This is a genomic window from Janthinobacterium sp. SUN100 (assembly GCF_030397705.1).
Classification (GTDB): domain Bacteria; phylum Pseudomonadota; class Gammaproteobacteria; order Burkholderiales; family Burkholderiaceae_D; genus Janthinobacterium; species Janthinobacterium kumbetense.
The window spans coordinates 1,413,914-1,430,497 of record NZ_JAPUBU010000001.1 but is presented as its reverse complement, the minus strand read 5'-3'; the positions used below and the strand labels follow the sequence as shown (position 1 = coordinate 1,430,497).

The window sequence follows — 16,584 nt, the reverse complement described above, 5'->3', positions numbered from 1 at the left end:
TGATGGTTGACATAAATGTGGGAGGGCAGCATGAAAGTGAGCAGGGAGCAGGCGGCGCTGAACCGCGAGCGCATCGTGGAGGTGGCGGCAAGATTGTTCCGCGAAAAGGGTTACGACGGCATCGGCGTGGCCGACCTGATGAAGAACGCGGGCCTCACGCATGGCGGCTTCTATGGCCATTTCGCGTCCAAGGAAGACTTGATGATCGAGGCGTGCCAGCATGCCCTGAATAAGTCGCTGGAAGGCTGGCGGGCCAAGGTCGCCAGCGACCCGCAGCGGGCGCTGCCGGCGATTATCGACAACTACCTCACCCCGAAACACCGCGACCAGCCCGGCGGCGGCTGCCCGGCGGCAGCCATGGGCGTCGACGTGGCGCGCATGTCGCCCGGCGCGCGTCCCGCGTTTACCCAGGCCACGCAGCAGCAGTTCGCCTTGCTGCAGGGCTTGCTGCCTGACGGCGCGCCGGATTGCACGCAGGAGCGGCGACGCCAGCAGGCCATCGCCACGTTTGCCGCCATGGTGGGCGCCATGGTGCTGGCCCGTTCCGTCGATGACGAGTCCCTGTCGGGGGAAATCCTTGACGCCGTGAAGGCGCAATTGCTGCAAGACTGATCCCGTGCCCCCTGTCAGCCGGCCTCGTCGCATGATAGGCTTCGGTTTTCAGATTTCGGGATCATTCATGCTGCTCTGGCTCAGGCAATACCGGCGTCCTCTGTTGGCCGGAGACATCACCGCCGGTATCGTGGTCGCCATGATGATGGTGCCGCAAGGCATGGCTTACGCACTGGTAGCCGGCTTGCCGCCCGTGGTGGGCATCTACGCCAGCATCCTGCCGCCCGTGCTGTACGCCCTGTTCGGCAGCAGCATGACGCAATCGGTGGGTCCCATGGCCATCGTTTCCCTGATGACGGCCGCCGCCCTGGCGCCGCTGGCCGACCCCGGCTCCTCCCTGTATATCGTGCTGGCCGCCCAACTGGCCTTCATCAGCGGCCTCGTCCTGCTGCTGTGCGGCGTGCTGCGCCTGGGCTTCATGGCCAGTTTCCTGTCGCGCCCCGTGATCAGCGGTTTCAGCAATGGCGCCGCGATATTGATCATCTGGGGCCAGATCACGCCGCTCCTGGGCGCTACCTGGCCCCATTGGCACACGCCGAGCCTGGTACTTGGATTGTCCGGCCTGCTGTTCCTGTGGCTGGCCAAGCGGTACGCGTCGCGCCTGCTGCTGCGCTGCGGTCTGAACCCGGTGGCGGCCGACGTGGGCGCGCGCCTGGCGCCGATGGCGCTGGTGCTGGCCGGCATCGCGCTCGTCGCCTATGGCGGCCTGGAAGCGATGGGCGTGCAGACGACGGGCCACGTGCCCAGCGGCTTGCCGGGCCTGAACCTGGCCACCTCCGGCGCCCATTGGCGCACCTTGCTGTCGCCCGCGCTGCTGATCGCCTTCATCATCTTCCTGATGAGCATGTCCGCCGCCCAGACCCTGGCGCAAAAACGGGGCGAAAAGCTGCATACCAACCGCGAACTGCTGGGCCTGGGCGCGGCCAACGTGGCCAGCGCGCTGTCGGGCGGCTTTCCCGTCACGGGATCGATTTCGCGCTCGGCCGTCAATTTCCAGGCGGGCGCCAACACGCCGCTGGCCAGCATCATCACGGCCGGCTTGCTGGCGCTGGCGCTGGTGGCGCCCACGGGATGGCTGGCCCTGCTGCCGCTGCCCGTGCTGGCGGCCACCATCATCTTTGCCGTGTCCAGCCTGCTGGACTGGGATACCTTGAAACTGTCGTGGCGCTACGACCGCAGCGATGCGCTGGCCCTGCTGGCGACGACGGCCGGCGTGCTGGTGCTGGGCGTGGAAGCAGGCGTGGTGATCGGCGTGCTGTTGTCGATGGGCACCCTGATCTGGCGCGCCAGCCGCCCGCACATCGCCGTGCTGGGGCGTATCCCGAACAGTGAGCACTTCCGCAACGTGGAGCGCTATGAAGCGCAAACTCTGCCGGACGTCTTGCTGTTGCGCATAGATGCGGGCTTGTTCTTCGGCAATGTCGAGGCCGTGACGGAGAGGGTGGAAGACGAATTGCGCGGCCACCCGACGGCGCGCCACCTGGTGCTGGTGTTGTCAGCCGTCAACCAGATCGACAGCACGGCCTTGCTGGGCTTGATCGAACTCAACAGCGCGCTGGCCAAGCGCGGCATCAGCCTGAACCTGGCCGAAGTGAAGGGCCCCGTGATGGACCGCCTGCGCCAGAGCAGTTTATTGAAAGACTTGAGCGGCAAGCTGTACCTGAGCACGGCCCTGGCGACGAACGATTTGAGCGGGAAAAAGAGTGGAGAACCGGCATGACGATGGAATTGAATCTGCATGGCGAACCGCGCGCCGTTGACACCATCGCTGCGCTGGAACAGGCGCTGCAGGAGGCGCGCGCGCTGGCCCAGTGCGAACTGTGGCTGACCCTGGCCACGGATGCGGAACAGGGCCCGGCCCTGTGCATGCTGCGCAATGGCGGAAATGCCTGGCTGATGTATCTGTCGGGACAGGACGACCTGAGTTTTCACTCGCTGGGCGACGAGGAGGCGGACGGCGCCTGCAGCTACCTGCTGGCCAATGGCCAGGTGGACGAGTATCCGGAAGCGTGGTGCGTGGAGGTGGAAGAATGCCAGCACGCCTTCGCTGCGTTTTTCAGGACAGGCGGCGCGCGGCCGGCCGCCATCGCGTGGGAGGCCGATTGACATGCCGCAAACCATCATCGCCGACATCGACAAGGACTTGCTGGCCGCGCTGGACGCCAGGGCGGGGTTATTGACGCTGCACGCCATCCTGCTGCGCTACCGCGCCAGCGGCGTGACGGCGCAGCAAGTGGCCGCCTTGCTGCAGGAACTGCGCCCCGCCACTCAGGAAGGGCCGCTGGAAGACGTGATACTGGACGCCCTCGACATGGTGACGGGCTGGTGCACGCCGCAGCTGCGGGTATGGGACGAGGCAGGAGGCGAGCATGCATCCTGACAAGTTCAAGCAGGTGGCGGGGCTGCCGTCCGCCGAGCGTCATGCCTACTTTGTGCGCAAGGTGGCCGATACGCAAGAAGTGTGGGGTTTGCACCATGACGGCTGGGCCACGGCGCAGCTTGACGGCAAGGTGGCGATACCGTTCTGGCCGGAAGCGGCATTCGCGCAAGCGTGCGCCAGCGGCGACTGGGAACATTTCCAGGCGCGCGCCATCGGGCTCGATGATTTTCTGGCTAAATGGCTGCCCGGCATGGCGGAGAATAAACAGTTGGCTTTCGTGTTTCCCGTGCCGCAAGGCAGCGCCAGCATCGCGGCGCCGGGCGACTTGCTGGCCGACCTGCGAGAGGAAGCCAGACAATATGAATAATCAGGAAGAGCGCCTGGACGCCTGGTATGACGGCTCGGCCATCTGCCTGATCGCCGTCGGCGCGCAAGGCGACCCGCTGGACCTGGGCGGCGATGAAGTGCGCGCGCTGATCGCGAAACTGCAGCAATGCCTGGCCGAGTCCGAAGCCGGCCAGGACTGAAGGCTCAGGCGGCCGCCAGCGCCTTTTCCATCGCCACGCTGGCCAGGCTGATGCCGCTGGGGTGCGCATACGCTTCCTCGCGCAAGGAAATAAACCCTGCGGCCCGGTAAAACGGTACGGCGTTCAGCGACGCGGACAGGTGCAGGCATGTGATGTCGTGCCCGCGCGCCAGCTGCTCCAGCGCCGCCAGCAGCCGCTTGCCGATGCCGAGTCCCGCACGCGCCGGATCGACGAACACTGCCTCCACTTCCTGCTTGTCCGCATCGAGCATGGCGTAGCCGGCAATGGCTTCTCCCTGCATCGCCACGACGCCGCCACCCGCGGCCAGCATGGCGGCATACGCCGGCGGCACAGGCGTAGCCGTCCACGCAGTAATTTGCTCCGGCGCATAATGCGTGGCGCAACTGACGCGCACGGCCACCGTGCGCAGGGCCCACAGGGCGTCGATGTCGGAATCAAGGGCGGGGCGCAGGGTGATGGTCATGGACGCTTTCCGGGCAAAAGACCATGCTAGCGCAATGGCTTGCATGGCGCCAGCAAGAGTTCATGCCGCGCTCAGCCAGCAGATGACCGGCGGCGCCTGGGTCATATAGAAAGACATGGCAATCACCAAAAGATTGCCCTAAGGAATAGACTTGCCCCTGCAGTTGACGTTATCATGTTTTTGTAAGTGTCGGTGGCTGAGCAGTCAGCGCATAGTTGAAACATGGTGACAGGCGGGGGTGAGCATGGGCATGGCGAAGGATGCGTGAGTTGCCTGGCGGCGGGCTGGGCAGGGCAGCGGTGCGCCGCTGTGGCTGCGCATTGCTGCTGGTATGCTGTGTTGCCGCGGCCCCTGCCGCCGTGCCGGCCGCGACGCCGGCCTCGGCGGCGCTGCACCAGGGGCAGCGCGTGCTGTTTCTCAACGCTTACGATTACGGCCGCGCCGGCGTGGAATCGTACACGCGCACCTATGTGGCCGCCATGGCCGCCGCGGGCCTGGCCAGCGAAGACATCATGGTCGAGCACCTGAACCTGAATACCCAGGGCGACCCGGCGCTGCGCAATGAGATGCGCGATTTGTTGCTTTTAAGATACACCAAGATGATGGGCCGCAAGGCCGACCTGATCATCGCCATGCAGCAGCCGGCGCTCGATTTGTTGCTGTCGGACCTGGCGCCGCTGGCGCGCGGCGTGCCCGTGCTGGCGATCAATACCTCGGGCAAGGCCTTGCCGGCCGGCAGTCCGTCTTCCATCTGGCAGCAAAAGGCGAACGTCGATTTTGCCGGCACGCTGGCGCAAGCCATGGCGCTGTTCCCGGAGACCAAGACCATCGTCATGGCCGTCGGCGCCAGCGAGGCCGACCAGGCCCTGAAGCGCAACATGCAGCAGGCGGCGCAGGCGTGGCAGGGCAAGGTGACCATGCGCTACCTCGATGACCTGACCCTGGAACAGATGCGCGCGGCCGTGGCGCGCTTGCCCGCCGATACGCTGCTGGTGGCGGGCAATGTCAACCGCGACGTGGACGGCAATATCGCCACGCCGGTGCAGTTTGCCGCCCAGCTGGCGCGGCTGGCCAATGTGCCCGCCTTTGGCATGTATAACGCGACGGTCGGCAAGGGTATCCTGGGCGGCTCCATCCTGCACATCGAGCGGGCCGCGCAGCAGGTGGCGCAGATGTCGCTGGCCGTGTTGGCCGGCAAGGCGCCTGCCGCGCCGGGCGCCTTGCTGCCGCCGGCGCATCCGGTGCCCATGTATGACTGGGAACAGCTGCAGCGCTGGGATGCCGATATCAGCCGGCTGCCGCCGCACACCCTGTTCTTCAACCGTCCGCCGCAGCTGTGGCACGAGCACCGCGTCGCCGTGCTGTCGGCCGGCGCCGTATTTCTCGCCATGGCGTGCATGCTGAGCGCCTTGCTGCTGCAGCGCCGCCGCCTGCGCCGCGCCGAGAGCGATGCGCGCGAAAGCGAGCAGCGCTTCCGCATCCTCGTCGAGCATGCGCCCGAAGCCATCGTCGTGTATGACCTGGACCTGGACCGCTTCATCGACGCCAACAGCAGCGCGCAGCGCATGCTGGGGATGTCGCGCGAGGCGCTGCTGGCGCGCGGGCCGTTCGACCTGTACACGGGCGAGCAGCCCGATGGCCTGCCGCTGGGACTGATGATGGAAGAGCATCTGCGCCGCGCCATGCTGGGGGAACCCATCCTGGTCGAGCGCAATGTGCGGCGCGCCGACGGCAGCATCTTTCCCTGCGAAGTGCGGCTGGTGCGCTTGCCGATGGAAGGGCGGCGCCTGGTGCGCAGCGGCATCGTCGACATTTCCGAGCGCAAGCACAGCGAGCAGGAACTGCTCGGCTACCGCGACCACCTAGAAGAGCTGGTGCAGCAACGCACGGCGGCCCTGTCGGTGGCCGTCACCGAGGCCGAATCGGCGAACCGCGCGAAAAGCGTCTTCCTGGCCAACATGAGCCACGAATTGCGCACGCCCTTGAATTCCGTGATCGGCTTTTCGCAGATGATGGCCGATTCGAGCAGCATGTTCGAGGAAGAAAAGCATAACCTGGCCATCATCAACCGCGCCGGCCATCATTTGTTGACCTTGATCAACGATATTCTGGAATTGTCGAAAATCGAGGCGGGCCGCATGCAGCTGCAAGCGGGGCCCGTGGACTTGAACGGCTTGCTCGACGAGGTGCTCGAGATGGTGCGCATGCGCTCCGGCGACCAGGGCATCGCGCTGCGGCTGGAGCGTTCCGGCGTGCCGCCGCTGGTGCGCCTCGACGGCGCCAAGCTGCGCCAGGTGCTGCTCAATTTGCTGTCGAATGCGCTCAAGTTCATCGAGCAGGGCAGCGTGACCCTGTCGCTGGCCTGCCAGGCAGACAAGGATGGGCAAGTGGCGCTGGCGTTTGCCGTGCGCGATACGGGCAGCGGCATCGCGCAAGAGGACCTGGAACGCATCTTCGAACCGTTCGTGCAGGCCGACAGCGCCGTGGCGCAGGCCGGCACGGGACTGGGGCTGACCATTTCACGCGAATTCGTGCGCCTGATGGGCGGCGAGCTGCGCGTCGAGTCGACCTTGGGGGCCGGCTCCGTGTTCCACTTCGACTTGCGCGCCCCCTGCGTGCAGTGCCCTGCCGCCGCGCCGCTGGCGCCGGGCCGCGTGGCGCGCCTGCCGGCGGGCCAGCGCGGGCGCACGGTGCTGCTGGTCGACGATGACGACAACTGCCGCAAGCTGCTGGCCGGCTTGCTGGCGCCGCTGGGCTTCCAGCTGCAGGAGGCGGCGGGCGGCGTGCAGGCGCAAGCCATGCTGGCGGCGCAGCGCTACGACATCGTGCTCAGCGACTGGCGCATGCCGGACATGGACGGCCTGGCGCTGACGCGCTGGCTGCGCGCACAGCCGGCGCTGGTGCAGCCGCGCCTGGTGATCATGACCGCCTCCGCCTTCGAGGAAGAAAAGCAGGAGGCGCTGGCCGCCGGCGCCGACGGCTTCCTGCGCAAGCCGATCGAACAGGAACACCTGTTCGCCATGCTGGAGCAGCAACTGGGCGTGCGCTTCCAGCGCACCGCCGCCGCGCCGCCGCGCGTGCCGGCGGCCGCCTTCGACCTGCAGCAGGCGCTGGGCCAGCTGGGCGCGGCCGAACGGCAGGCGCTGCTCGAATCCGTTCGGGCCCTCGATTTGCGGCGCAGCGCCATCGTGCTGGCCGGCGTGGCGACCAGCCTGCCGCAGCTGGCCGCGCACATCGCCGCCATGCTGGAACAGCATCAGTACCAGCCGCTGTGCGCCTTGCTGGCGCAGCTGGCCAGCGAACCGCAGGGCGAAGACGCATGACGGTTCACGCATCCAAGGGCGCGCGCCTGGGCGGCGTCTCCATCGTGCTGGCCGTCAGCGTGGCGCTGACCTTTGTCGTCACCGCGCTGCTGCTGGTGTTTGCCGTGCTGTTTTACCAGTCCGAACGCGAGCAGCGCTGGCAGCAGCTGCACCGCAGCCTGGCCCTGAGCGCGGACCAGCTGGCCGTGGCCATCGAACTGCCCTTGTGGAATCTCGATGAAAAGCAGATGCAGGCCATCATGCGCAGCACGCTGGGCAAGCGCGATCTGGTGGCCAGCTCCCTGACGCCGGGCATCGGCAAGGAAGCGCTGGTGCTGCGCCGCACCGCGGCCGGCGCCATCGGCAGTTTTTCCTCGCTGTCCGCGGAACCCGGCTGGCTGGTGCAGCGGCGCCCCGTGACGATGGGCGGGCAAGTCATCGGCAATGTGGCCGTGTATGCGACGCCGGCCCTGCTGCACGCGCAGCTGCGGCAACGCGCGCTGGGCATCGGTGCCATGATCGTGGCGCTCGACGTGATCCTGGTGGCCAGCATCTGGCTGCTCATGTGGTGTCTGATGCTCAAGCCCTTGAAGGCGATCGGCCAGTATGCGGCCGGCGTCCAGGCAGGGCAGAGCGAAGCGGCCGGCACGCCGCCGAAAGCGTGGTTCCTGGGCGAGCTGCGCACGCTGTACCGTTCCATCCGCGACATGGTGGCGCTGCTCGACAGCCGCTACCGCGCCTTGCAGCGCAGCGAGGAGCGCGTGCAGATGGCCACCGGCGCGGCCAGCATCGGCATCTGGGACTGGAATGTCATCAACGATGCCTTGCAGTGGGACGAGCAGATGTATGCGCAGTTCAAGGCCGATGCGGACAGCACCATGGCGCCGGCGGCGATCTGGCGCGCGGCGCTGATGCCGGACGACGTGCCGGCCGCCAAGGAGGCCCTGCGCGCCGCGCTGGGCGCCGGCCAGGCCTTCACGCACGAGTACCGCATCCTGTGGCCCGATGGCGCCATCCGCTACATCAAGGCCGATGCCGTGATCTTCCGCGACGGGCAGGGGCGGCCCATGCGCCTGGTGGGTTCGAACTACGACATCACGGCGCACCGCGAGGCCGAACTGGAACTGCTGCGCCACCGCCATCACCTGGAAGAACTGGTGGCCGAGCGCACGAGCGCCCTGTCGGTGGCCGTCAGCCAGGCGCAGGCGGCGAACCGCGCCAAGAGCACCTTCCTGGCGAACATGAGCCACGAACTGCGCACGCCCTTGAATTCCGTGATCGGCTTTTCGCGCCTGATGGCCGCCTCGCCGAACATGCAGGACGATGAAAAGCGCAACCTGGCCATCATCCACCGCTCCGGCAATCACTTATTGACGTTGATCAATGAAATCCTCGAACTGTCGAAGGGCGAGGCGGGGCGCCTGCACGCGCAGACGGTCGTGGTGGCGCTGGCGCCCCTGCTGCAGGAAGTGATGGACATGCTGGGCATGCGCGCCGAGCAGCAGGGGCTGGCCTTGCGCCTCGATTGCGCCGACGTGCCGGCGGCCGTGCTGCTCGACGCGACGCGTTTGCGCCAGGTGCTGCTGAACCTGATGTCGAACGCCGTCAAGTTTGCCGGCGGCGGCGAGGTCGCCTTGCGCGTGCGCGGCGAGCGGCGCGATGACGCCACGTGGCGCCTGTCGTTCGCCGTCAGCGACACGGGCATCGGCATCGCCCCGGAAGACCAGCAGCGCATCTTCGAGCCCTTCGTGCAGGCCGACAGCGCGGGACCGAAGGATGGCACGGGCCTGGGCCTGGCCATCTCGCGCGAATTCGTGCAATTGATGAAAGGCGAACTGACGGTGGAATCCATGCCGGGGCAGGGCGCCACCTTCCGTTTCAGCATACCCGCGCAGGCGGCCGAGGCACCCGTGGCGGCGCCCGTGCCGCTGCCCGTGGCGCCGGCGCCCGAGGCGCCGCCGGCATTGCGGGCGCAAGACTTGCTGCTGCTGGCCGGGGAAGAGCGCGCCGCCTTGCTGGTGGCGCTGCGCGAATTGAACCTGGCCAGGGTGGCACTGTTGCTGGGCGCCTTGCCGCCGGCGGCCGCGCCCGTGCTGGCGCCGCTGCAGGCGATGCTTGACCAGCATCAATACCGTCAGCTGTGCGACTTGCTGGAGAATGAGGGCGCGCTGGCGCACGCTTGAAAAGTGTGGGCTGACAACATCGGATTCGCTGAAAAGACGGACTAAGTGCCGCCGATGGATGGTGCTAAATTGCAATAAAGATTATGATGATAGTACGTAGTTCATCGCAAAGAAATGTCTTGTCCAGCGCGGCAACGGATCGCCGCGCCTCATCCAAAGCTGAGAGAACTGCTACATGCACCGCGATTTTTCGGAAGTGAATTCGAAGGGCGAAGTACTGATCGTTGAAGATACGCCGGCTTCGCTGAAGCTGTTGAGCGATTTGCTGGGCGGCGCCGGCTATGCGGTGCGCCAGGCGCCGAACGGCGAACTGGCCCTGTGGACGGCCCAGGCGCGCCCGCCCGAGCTGATCCTGCTCGACGTGCGCATGCCCGGCCTCGACGGCTTTGAAGTGTGCCGCCGCCTGAAGGAGATACCGTCCCTGCGCCAGGTGCCGGTGATCTTCCTGTCGGCCCAGTACGACACGGACGACAAGGTGCGCGGCTTCGCGCTGGGTGCCGTCGATTTCATCGCCAAACCCTTCCAGGCCGAGGAAATCCTGGCCCGCACGGACGCCCACGTGCGCCTGGCGCGGGCGCAGCTGCAGCTGGCGCAGGAGCGCGCCAACCTGGAACGGCGCGTGGCCGAACGCACGGCCGAACTGGAGCAGGTGGCCAGCACCTTGGCGCGCGAAGTGCAGATCCGCCGCGCCAATGAAGAATTGCTGCGCCTGTCGGGCCAGGTCTTCGAAGCGACGCAGGACGCCATCCTGATCACCGATCCGGCCGGCGTTATCGTCACGGCCAATCCCGCCTTTACGCGCATCACCGGCTACGCGGCGCAGGAAGTGGTGGGCACGGACATTTTGCGCCTGCACGCCGAATACACGGGCGAGGCGGTGCTGCTGGCCCTGCGCCAGGGCTTGCGCAGCAGCGGCTGCTGGTCGGGCGAGGTGCAGACGCGGCGCAGGAGCGGCGACACCTATCCCTGCCTGCTCAGCGTCTCCACCGTGCACGGGCCCGACGGCGCCGTCGTCAACTACATCGGCGTCTTCCTCGACATCAGCGAGCGCAAGGCCGAGCAGCATCTGATCGATTTCCTCTCCTACCACGACGCGTTGACGGGCTTGCCGAACCGCGTTCTGCTGCGCGAGCGCTTCGAACAGGCGCGCGCGAACGCTCTGCGCGACGGCCAGCAGGTGGTGCTGATGTGCCTGGACCTGGACCGCTTCAAGAACATCAACGATTCGCACGGCCAGGCCGTGGGCGACAAGGCGCTGCAAGTGGTGGCGCGTTTCCTGTCCGGCTGCGTGCGCGAAGGCGACACGGTGGTGCGCCAGGGCGGCGACGAATTCCAGATCCTGCTGCAGGACGATGCCCTGCTGGGGCGCACGCTTGCGCTGGCGCAAACTATCCTGGCCGGCTTGCGCGAGGAACTCAGCGTCGATGGCGAGCGCCTGGCGCTGACGACCAGCATCGGCATCGCCATGTGTCCGGCCGACGGCGACAGCCTCGACGACGTGCTGCGCCACGCCGACACGGCCCTCGTGCGCGCCAAGGAAATGGGGCGCGACCATTACGCCTTCTTCACGGAGCGCATGGGCAGCGACATCCGCGCCCGCCTGGCGATGCAGCAGCAGCTGCGCGGCGCCATCGGCCGCGATGAATTCGAAGTGCACTACCAGCCGCAGATGTGCTTGCGCACGGGCGCCTTGCTGGGTGCGGAAGCCTTGCTGCGCTGGGATAACCCGGTGCTGGGCAAGGTGCCGCCCGGCCTGTTCATCGCGCTGGCCGAGGAATATGGCTCGATCACGGCCATCGGCGAATGGGTGCTCGAAAGCGTCTGCGCGCAAATCCGCGCCTGGCACGACGCGGGCCTGGGCAGCATCAAGGTGGCCGTCAACCTGTCCGGCAAGCAGTTCGCGCAAGACCGCACGGTGCCGTTCGTCGAGGCGGCCTTGCGCAAATACGCCATCGCGCCCGCCTGCCTGGGCATCGAAATCACGGAAAGCACGGTGATGGGCGACCCGGACAAGGCGGTGGCGGCCCTCACGCGCCTGAAGGATATCGGCGTGGGCATTTCGCTCGACGACTTCGGCACCGGCTATTCCAGCCTCGGCTACCTGAAACGCTTCCCCATCGACGTGCTGAAGATCGACAAATCGTTCGTCGACGACGTCACCACCAGCAGCAGCGATGCGGCCATCGCCCGTTCCGTCATTTCGCTGGCGCATAACCTGGACATGCGCGTCATCGCCGAAGGCGTGGAAACGCGCGAGCAGGTGGATTTTTTGACGGAACACGGCTGCGACGAAATGCAGGGCTATTATTTCAGCCGCCCCCTGGCCGCGGAAGCCTTCACGGCGCTGCTGCGCGAACGGCGTGTGCTGACGGTGGCGTCGGCAGCCGTGTCGGCATAAGCACACCCCGCGCCTGCACGATAACTGCACTGATATGGTGCGGGCGCCGCAATGCGGTGCATGATTCTCACGTTTCTTCCCTCTGACGCTGGCATGCATCCTGCTTTGTAGATCGTTATTTACACGATTGCAGTGCATGCCAGATAGCCCACATTTCGCAACGCCTTCTGCCGCCAGCGCGCACAGCGCCTGGCAGGCGCATTTGCGCCTGGGCTTTGCGCTGCACGATGGCGTCAGCCGTCTCGTCGAGCGCACGCACAGCGGCCCCCTGCGCGTGCAAAAGCCCCTGTATCCGGAAGGCGATGCCGTCTGCCACGCCATCATCATCCATCCGCCCGGCGGCGTGGTGGGCGGCGACCAGCTGGCCGTCGACGCCACGGTGGGCGAGGGCGCGCACGCCTTGCTCACGTCGCCGGGCGCCGCCAAGTGGTACCGCGCGAACGGCCATGTCTCGGGCCAGCACCTCGTGCTGCGCGCCGGCAGCGGCGCCGCCATCGAGTGGCTGCCGCAGGAAAGCATCTTCTTTGACCAGGCTTGCGTGCGCCTGCGCCACGAGGTGGAACTGGCGCCGGACGCCCGCTACATCGGCTGCGACATCGTCTGCCTGGGCCGCAGCGCCTCGGGCGAAATGTTCAACACGGGCAGCATCAGCCAGCAGGTGCAGATACGCCGCGGCGGCAAGCTGCTGTGGTGGGAGCAGGGCGTGCTGGCCGCCGGCGGCGCCCTGATGGTCAGCCCGCTGGGACTGGGGGGCCACACGGTGTGCGCCACCCTGATCGCCGTCGGCATGCCCGTTGCTCCCGCCGTGCTGGCGGCCGTGCGCGAGATCGCCGTGCCGGCCGGCGCCGCGTTTGGCGCCACGCACATGAAAGCGCTGGTGGTGGTGCGCCTGCTGTGCGGCGACAGCGAGGCGGCGCGCCGCATCATGCTGGCCGCCTGGCAGCTGCTGCGTCCCGCCATGCTGGGACGCGACGCCGTCGTGCCCCGCATCTGGAATACTTAATCAGGAAAGAAACGCAAGGAAAACCATGGACCTGACTCCCCGCGAAAAAGACAAGCTGCTCATTTTTACGGCCGCGCTGCTGGCCGAACGGCGCCTGGCGCGCGGCTTGAAGCTCAATTATCCGGAAGCGGTGGCCCTGATCAGTGCCGCCATCATGGAAGGCGCGCGCGACGGCAAGTCGGTGGCGCAGCTGATGTCGGACGGTACGAAGATTCTGTCGCGCGCCGACGTCATGGACGGCATCGCCGAGATGATCCCCGATATCCAGGTGGAAGCGACCTTCCCCGATGGCAGCAAGCTGGTGACCGTGCACCACCCGATACCGTAGTTTTGATTGCATGGCAGGGCGCCATCCGCGCCGTGCCTGTGTGGCGCCGGCGATCCGCCGGCCAGCGTAGAGCGCTTTGACGAAGGAAAATATCATGACCCCAGGCGAATACAAATTGGAAGAAGGCGAAATCAGCCTGAATGCGGGCCGCGCCACGGCTACCGTGGTGGTGGCCAACCGGGGTGACCGGCCGATCCAGGTGGGCTCGCATTTCCACTTTTTCGAAGTCAACCCGGCGCTGGCCTTCGAGCGCTGGCGCGCCTATGGCATGCGCCTCAATATCACGGCCGGCACGGCCGTGCGCTTCGAACCGGGCCAGCAGCGCACGGTGGAACTGGTGGCGCTGGCGGGCGAACGCAAGGTCTACGGCTTCAATGGCGCAGTGATGGGTGAACTGCAAGACACTCCACCGGGAAAGGATTGAGATGGCCAGCATTCCCCGCAGCGCGTATGCCGAAATGTTCGGCCCCACCAAGGGCGACCGCATCCGCCTGGCCGACACGGAACTGTTCATCGAGATCGAGCATGACTACGCGATCTACGGCGAAGAGGTGAAATTCGGCGGCGGCAAGGTGATCCGCGACGGCATGGGCCAGTCGCAGCGCTGCGCGGCCGAGGTGATGGACACCGTCATCACGAATGCCGTCATCCTCGACCACTGGGGCATCGTGAAGGCGGATATCGGCTTGAAAAACGGCCTGATCTTCGGCATCGGCAAGGCGGGCAATCCCGACATCCAGCCCGGCGTCACGCTCCCCATCGGCGGTGCGACGGAAATCATCGCCGGCGAAGGCATGATCGTCACGGCCGGCGGCGTCGACACGCACATCCACTTCATCTGCCCGCAGCAGATCGAGGAAGCGCTGATGAGCGGCGTGACCACCATGCTGGGCGGCGGCACGGGGCCGGCCGTGGGCACGGCCGCCACCACCTGCACGCCGGGGCCGTGGCATCTGCACGCCATGCTGGCCGCCGCCGACGCCTTCCCGATGAACCTGGGCTTCATGGGAAAAGGGAACGTCAGCTTGCCGCTGCCCCTGGAAGAGCAGGTGCGCGCGGGCGCCATCGGCTTGAAACTGCACGAAGACTGGGGCAGCACGCCGGCCGCCATCGACAATTGCCTGTCCGTGGCCGACCGCATGGATATCCAGGTGGCGCTGCACAGCGATACCCTCAACGAGGGCGGCTTCCTGGAACACACCTTGGCGGCCTTCAAGGACCGCACCATCCACACGTTTCACACGGAAGGGGCGGGCGGCGGCCATGCGCCCGACATCATCGCCGCCGTCGGGCAAGCCAACGTGCTGCCCTCGTCGACCAACCCCACGCGCCCGTTCACCGTCAACACGCTCGACGAGCACCTGGACATGCTGATGGTGTGCCACCACCTGGACCCGGCCATCGCCGAAGACGTGGCGTTCGCCGAGTCGCGCATCCGCCGCGAAACCATCGCCGCCGAAGACATCCTGCACGATATCGGCGCCATCTCGATGATGTCGTCCGACTCGCAAGCCATGGGGCGGGTCGGCGAAGTGATCATGCGCACCTGGCAGACGGCGCACAAGATGAAGGTGCAGCGGGGCGCGCTGGCGCCCGACACGGCGCGCAGCGACAATTTCCGCGCCAAGCGCTATATCGCCAAGTACACGATCAACCCGGCCATCACGCATGGCATTTCGCACGTGGTGGGCTCGATCGAGGCGGGCAAGATCGCCGACATCGTGCTGTGGAAGCCGGCCTTCTTCGGCGTCAAGCCATCGATGATCTTAAAAGGCGGCATGATCGCGGCCGCGCAGATGGGCGACCCGAACGCCTCGATTCCCACGCCCCAGCCCGTGCACTACCGCATGATGTTCGGCGCCTTCGGCGGCGGCCTGAAAAAGTCGTTTACGTTTGTCTCGCAGGCGGCCTACGAGCTCGATATCGGCCACCAGCTCAAACTCAATAAATCCGTCATCGCCGTGAAGAACATGCGCGGCTTGCGCAAGCACGACATGGTCCACAACAGCGCCACGCCGCACATGGAAGTGGACCCGGAAACCTACGCCGTGCGCGCCGACGGCCAGCTGCTCGTGTGCGAGGCGGCATCCGTGCTGCCGATGGCGCAGCGTTATTTTCTATTTTAGGCGGGAGACAAGCATGCTCACTTTGCATACCAAACTGACGGCTGACGACCATCGCGCCGCCGTCGCCCAACTGGTGCTGCCCTACGACCAGCGCGAAAAATGCCGGCTGCGCGCCGTGCTGTCGAATGGCGAGGATGTCGCCGTGTTCACCGTGCGCGGCACGGTGCTGCGCGACGGCGAACGCATGACGGGGCCGGAAGGAACGGTGGTGCAGATCGTCGCCGCGCGCGAACCGACCTATCTGGTGCAGTGTGCGGATGCGCATACCTTGCTGCGCTGCGCCTTCCACCTTGGGAACCGCCACACGCAGGCGCAGGTGGGCGACGGCTTTTTGCGCATCCGCAAGGACGTGGTGCTCAAGGAGATGCTGGAAGGCTTGCAAGCGACTGTGACGGAAGAAAGCGCGCCGTTCGAGCCGGAGGCGGGCGCGTATGGCGGCGGCCATGGCCACCACGACGGCCACGGCCAGCATTTGCTGGCACCCGTGCCGCTGCGGCAAAAGATCCACCGCCCCGGTGATACGCCGGGCGCGCCAGGCGCCGCATGATGCAGGCGTCGGCCCTGCTGCATTTGCTGCAGTTCGCCAGCCCGGCCTTGCCGATCGGCGCCTACAGCTATTCGCAGGGGCTGGAAGCGGCGCTGGAGTCAAACCTGGTGACGGATGCGGCCACGGCGCGCGAATGGATCGCCCAGCATCTGGCCCAGGTGGTGGCGCGCTGGGAGGCGCCCCTGTGCTGGCGCTTGATGCAAGCCTTCGAGGCGCAGGATCTGCACGCCGTGCAGTGCTGGAGCGAGCGATTCATCGCCTCGCGCGACACGGCGGAATTTCGCGCCGAAACCATCCAGATGGGATATTCGCTGACCAAATTGCTGGCCGAGCTGGGCGTGGCCGACGGCGTGCTGATAGACATGCTGCAGGGCCAGCCGGAGGTAGCCCTGCCCACGGCGTATGCGTGCGCCGTGGCGGCGCTGGCCATTCCGCGCGAAGAGGCGCTGCTGGCCATGCTGTTCGCGTGGGCGGAAAACCAGGTGCTTGTCTGCGTGAAATCCGTGCCGCTGGGGCAGGTGGCGGGCCAGCGGCTGCTGCTGTCGCTGCGGCCCGACCTGGAAGCGGCGGCCCTGACGGCGCAAACCTTGCAAGACGACGAGATGGGCAACTGGGCGCCTGGCCTGTCGCTGCTGTCGATGCGGCACGAAGTGCAGTACAGCCGGCTGTACCGCTCCTGAACACTACCACGAGA

The 16,584-nt window shown here is 66.6% G+C and carries 16 protein-coding genes; 15 read left to right on the top strand and 1 reads right to left on the bottom strand.

What is annotated here, in order from left to right; all coding sequences use genetic code 11:
• Positions 1-30: 30 nt before the first annotated feature.
• The 6 genes from O0881_RS06220 to O0881_RS06195 all read left to right on the top strand — a co-directional run bounded on the left by O0881_RS06220 (position 31) and on the right by O0881_RS06195 (position 3,519).
• Entirely contained in the window at positions 31-612 is a 582-nt protein-coding gene (locus tag O0881_RS06220; RefSeq protein ID WP_289910601.1) for a TetR/AcrR family transcriptional regulator, read from the top strand.
• 67 nt (positions 613-679) lie between these two features.
• On the top strand, positions 680-2,332 hold the full coding sequence (sulP, locus tag O0881_RS06215) for a sulfate permease (protein WP_289910599.1): 1,653 nt from the start codon (positions 680-682) through the stop codon (positions 2,330-2,332).
• On the top strand, positions 2,329-2,718 hold the full coding sequence (locus O0881_RS06210) for an Imm1 family immunity protein (protein WP_289910598.1): 390 nt from the start codon (positions 2,329-2,331) through the stop codon (positions 2,716-2,718). The genes sulP and O0881_RS06210 overlap by 4 nt, the downstream gene beginning before the upstream one ends.
• A 1-nt stretch (position 2,719) precedes the next feature.
• A complete protein-coding gene (locus tag O0881_RS06205) occupies positions 2,720-2,992 on the top strand; it encodes a hypothetical protein (protein ID WP_289910597.1) in 273 nt (90 codons plus the stop codon).
• Positions 2,982-3,359, top strand: a complete 378-nt coding sequence (locus tag O0881_RS06200; RefSeq protein WP_289910596.1) for a DUF2750 domain-containing protein — start codon at positions 2,982-2,984, stop codon at positions 3,357-3,359. The genes O0881_RS06205 and O0881_RS06200 overlap by 11 nt, the downstream gene beginning before the upstream one ends.
• Positions 3,352-3,519, top strand: coding sequence for a hypothetical protein (locus O0881_RS06195; protein ID WP_289904496.1), 168 nt, complete (start codon positions 3,352-3,354; stop codon positions 3,517-3,519). Before O0881_RS06200 ends, O0881_RS06195 begins: the two co-directional genes overlap by 8 nt.
• A gap of 4 nt (positions 3,520-3,523) precedes the next feature.
• Here the strand turns inward: O0881_RS06195 and O0881_RS06190 are convergent, their stop codons facing one another.
• Positions 3,524-4,003 (bottom strand): GNAT family N-acetyltransferase, encoded by a 480-nt coding sequence (locus O0881_RS06190; RefSeq protein ID WP_289910595.1) that lies wholly within the window; start codon positions 4,001-4,003, stop codon positions 3,524-3,526.
• Between the two features lie 260 nt (positions 4,004-4,263).
• On the opposite strand from O0881_RS06190, the gene O0881_RS06185 reads away from it, so the two are divergent.
• From O0881_RS06185 to O0881_RS06145, 9 genes are all read left to right on the top strand, one after another.
• The gene (locus O0881_RS06185; protein WP_289910594.1) at positions 4,264-7,326 is read left to right on the top strand and encodes a PAS domain-containing hybrid sensor histidine kinase/response regulator; all 3,063 of its coding nucleotides are present in this window, start codon (positions 4,264-4,266) and stop codon (positions 7,324-7,326) included.
• On the top strand, positions 7,323-9,488 hold the full coding sequence (locus O0881_RS06180) for an ATP-binding protein (RefSeq protein WP_289910593.1): 2,166 nt from the start codon (positions 7,323-7,325) through the stop codon (positions 9,486-9,488). The genes O0881_RS06185 and O0881_RS06180 overlap by 4 nt, the downstream gene beginning before the upstream one ends.
• 175 nt (positions 9,489-9,663) lie before the next feature.
• Positions 9,664-11,886 (top strand): EAL domain-containing protein, encoded by a 2,223-nt coding sequence (locus tag O0881_RS06175; RefSeq protein ID WP_289910592.1) that lies wholly within the window; start codon positions 9,664-9,666, stop codon positions 11,884-11,886.
• 136 nt (positions 11,887-12,022) lie between these two features.
• Positions 12,023-12,889: an urease accessory protein UreD gene (locus tag O0881_RS06170; protein ID WP_289910591.1), complete on the top strand. Its 867-nt coding sequence runs from the start codon at positions 12,023-12,025 to the stop codon at positions 12,887-12,889.
• A gap of 25 nt (positions 12,890-12,914) precedes the next feature.
• On the top strand, positions 12,915-13,217 hold the full coding sequence (locus O0881_RS06165; protein WP_034751936.1) for an urease subunit gamma: 303 nt from the start codon (positions 12,915-12,917) through the stop codon (positions 13,215-13,217).
• Positions 13,218-13,311: 94 nt separating this feature from the next.
• The gene (locus O0881_RS06160; RefSeq protein ID WP_251348197.1) at positions 13,312-13,641 is read left to right on the top strand and encodes an urease subunit beta; all 330 of its coding nucleotides are present in this window, start codon (positions 13,312-13,314) and stop codon (positions 13,639-13,641) included.
• A 1-nt stretch (position 13,642) separates the two neighbouring features.
• On the top strand, positions 13,643-15,343 hold the full coding sequence (gene ureC, locus O0881_RS06155; RefSeq protein WP_289910590.1) for an urease subunit alpha: 1,701 nt from the start codon (positions 13,643-13,645) through the stop codon (positions 15,341-15,343).
• Between the two features lie 13 nt (positions 15,344-15,356).
• Positions 15,357-15,890, top strand: a complete 534-nt coding sequence (gene ureE, locus O0881_RS06150; protein ID WP_289904505.1) for an urease accessory protein UreE — start codon at positions 15,357-15,359, stop codon at positions 15,888-15,890.
• On the top strand, positions 15,890-16,570 hold the full coding sequence (locus tag O0881_RS06145) for an urease accessory protein UreF (protein WP_289911461.1): 681 nt from the start codon (positions 15,890-15,892) through the stop codon (positions 16,568-16,570). Before ureE ends, O0881_RS06145 begins: the two co-directional genes overlap by 1 nt.
• The last annotated feature ends 14 nt before the right edge of the window (positions 16,571-16,584 follow it).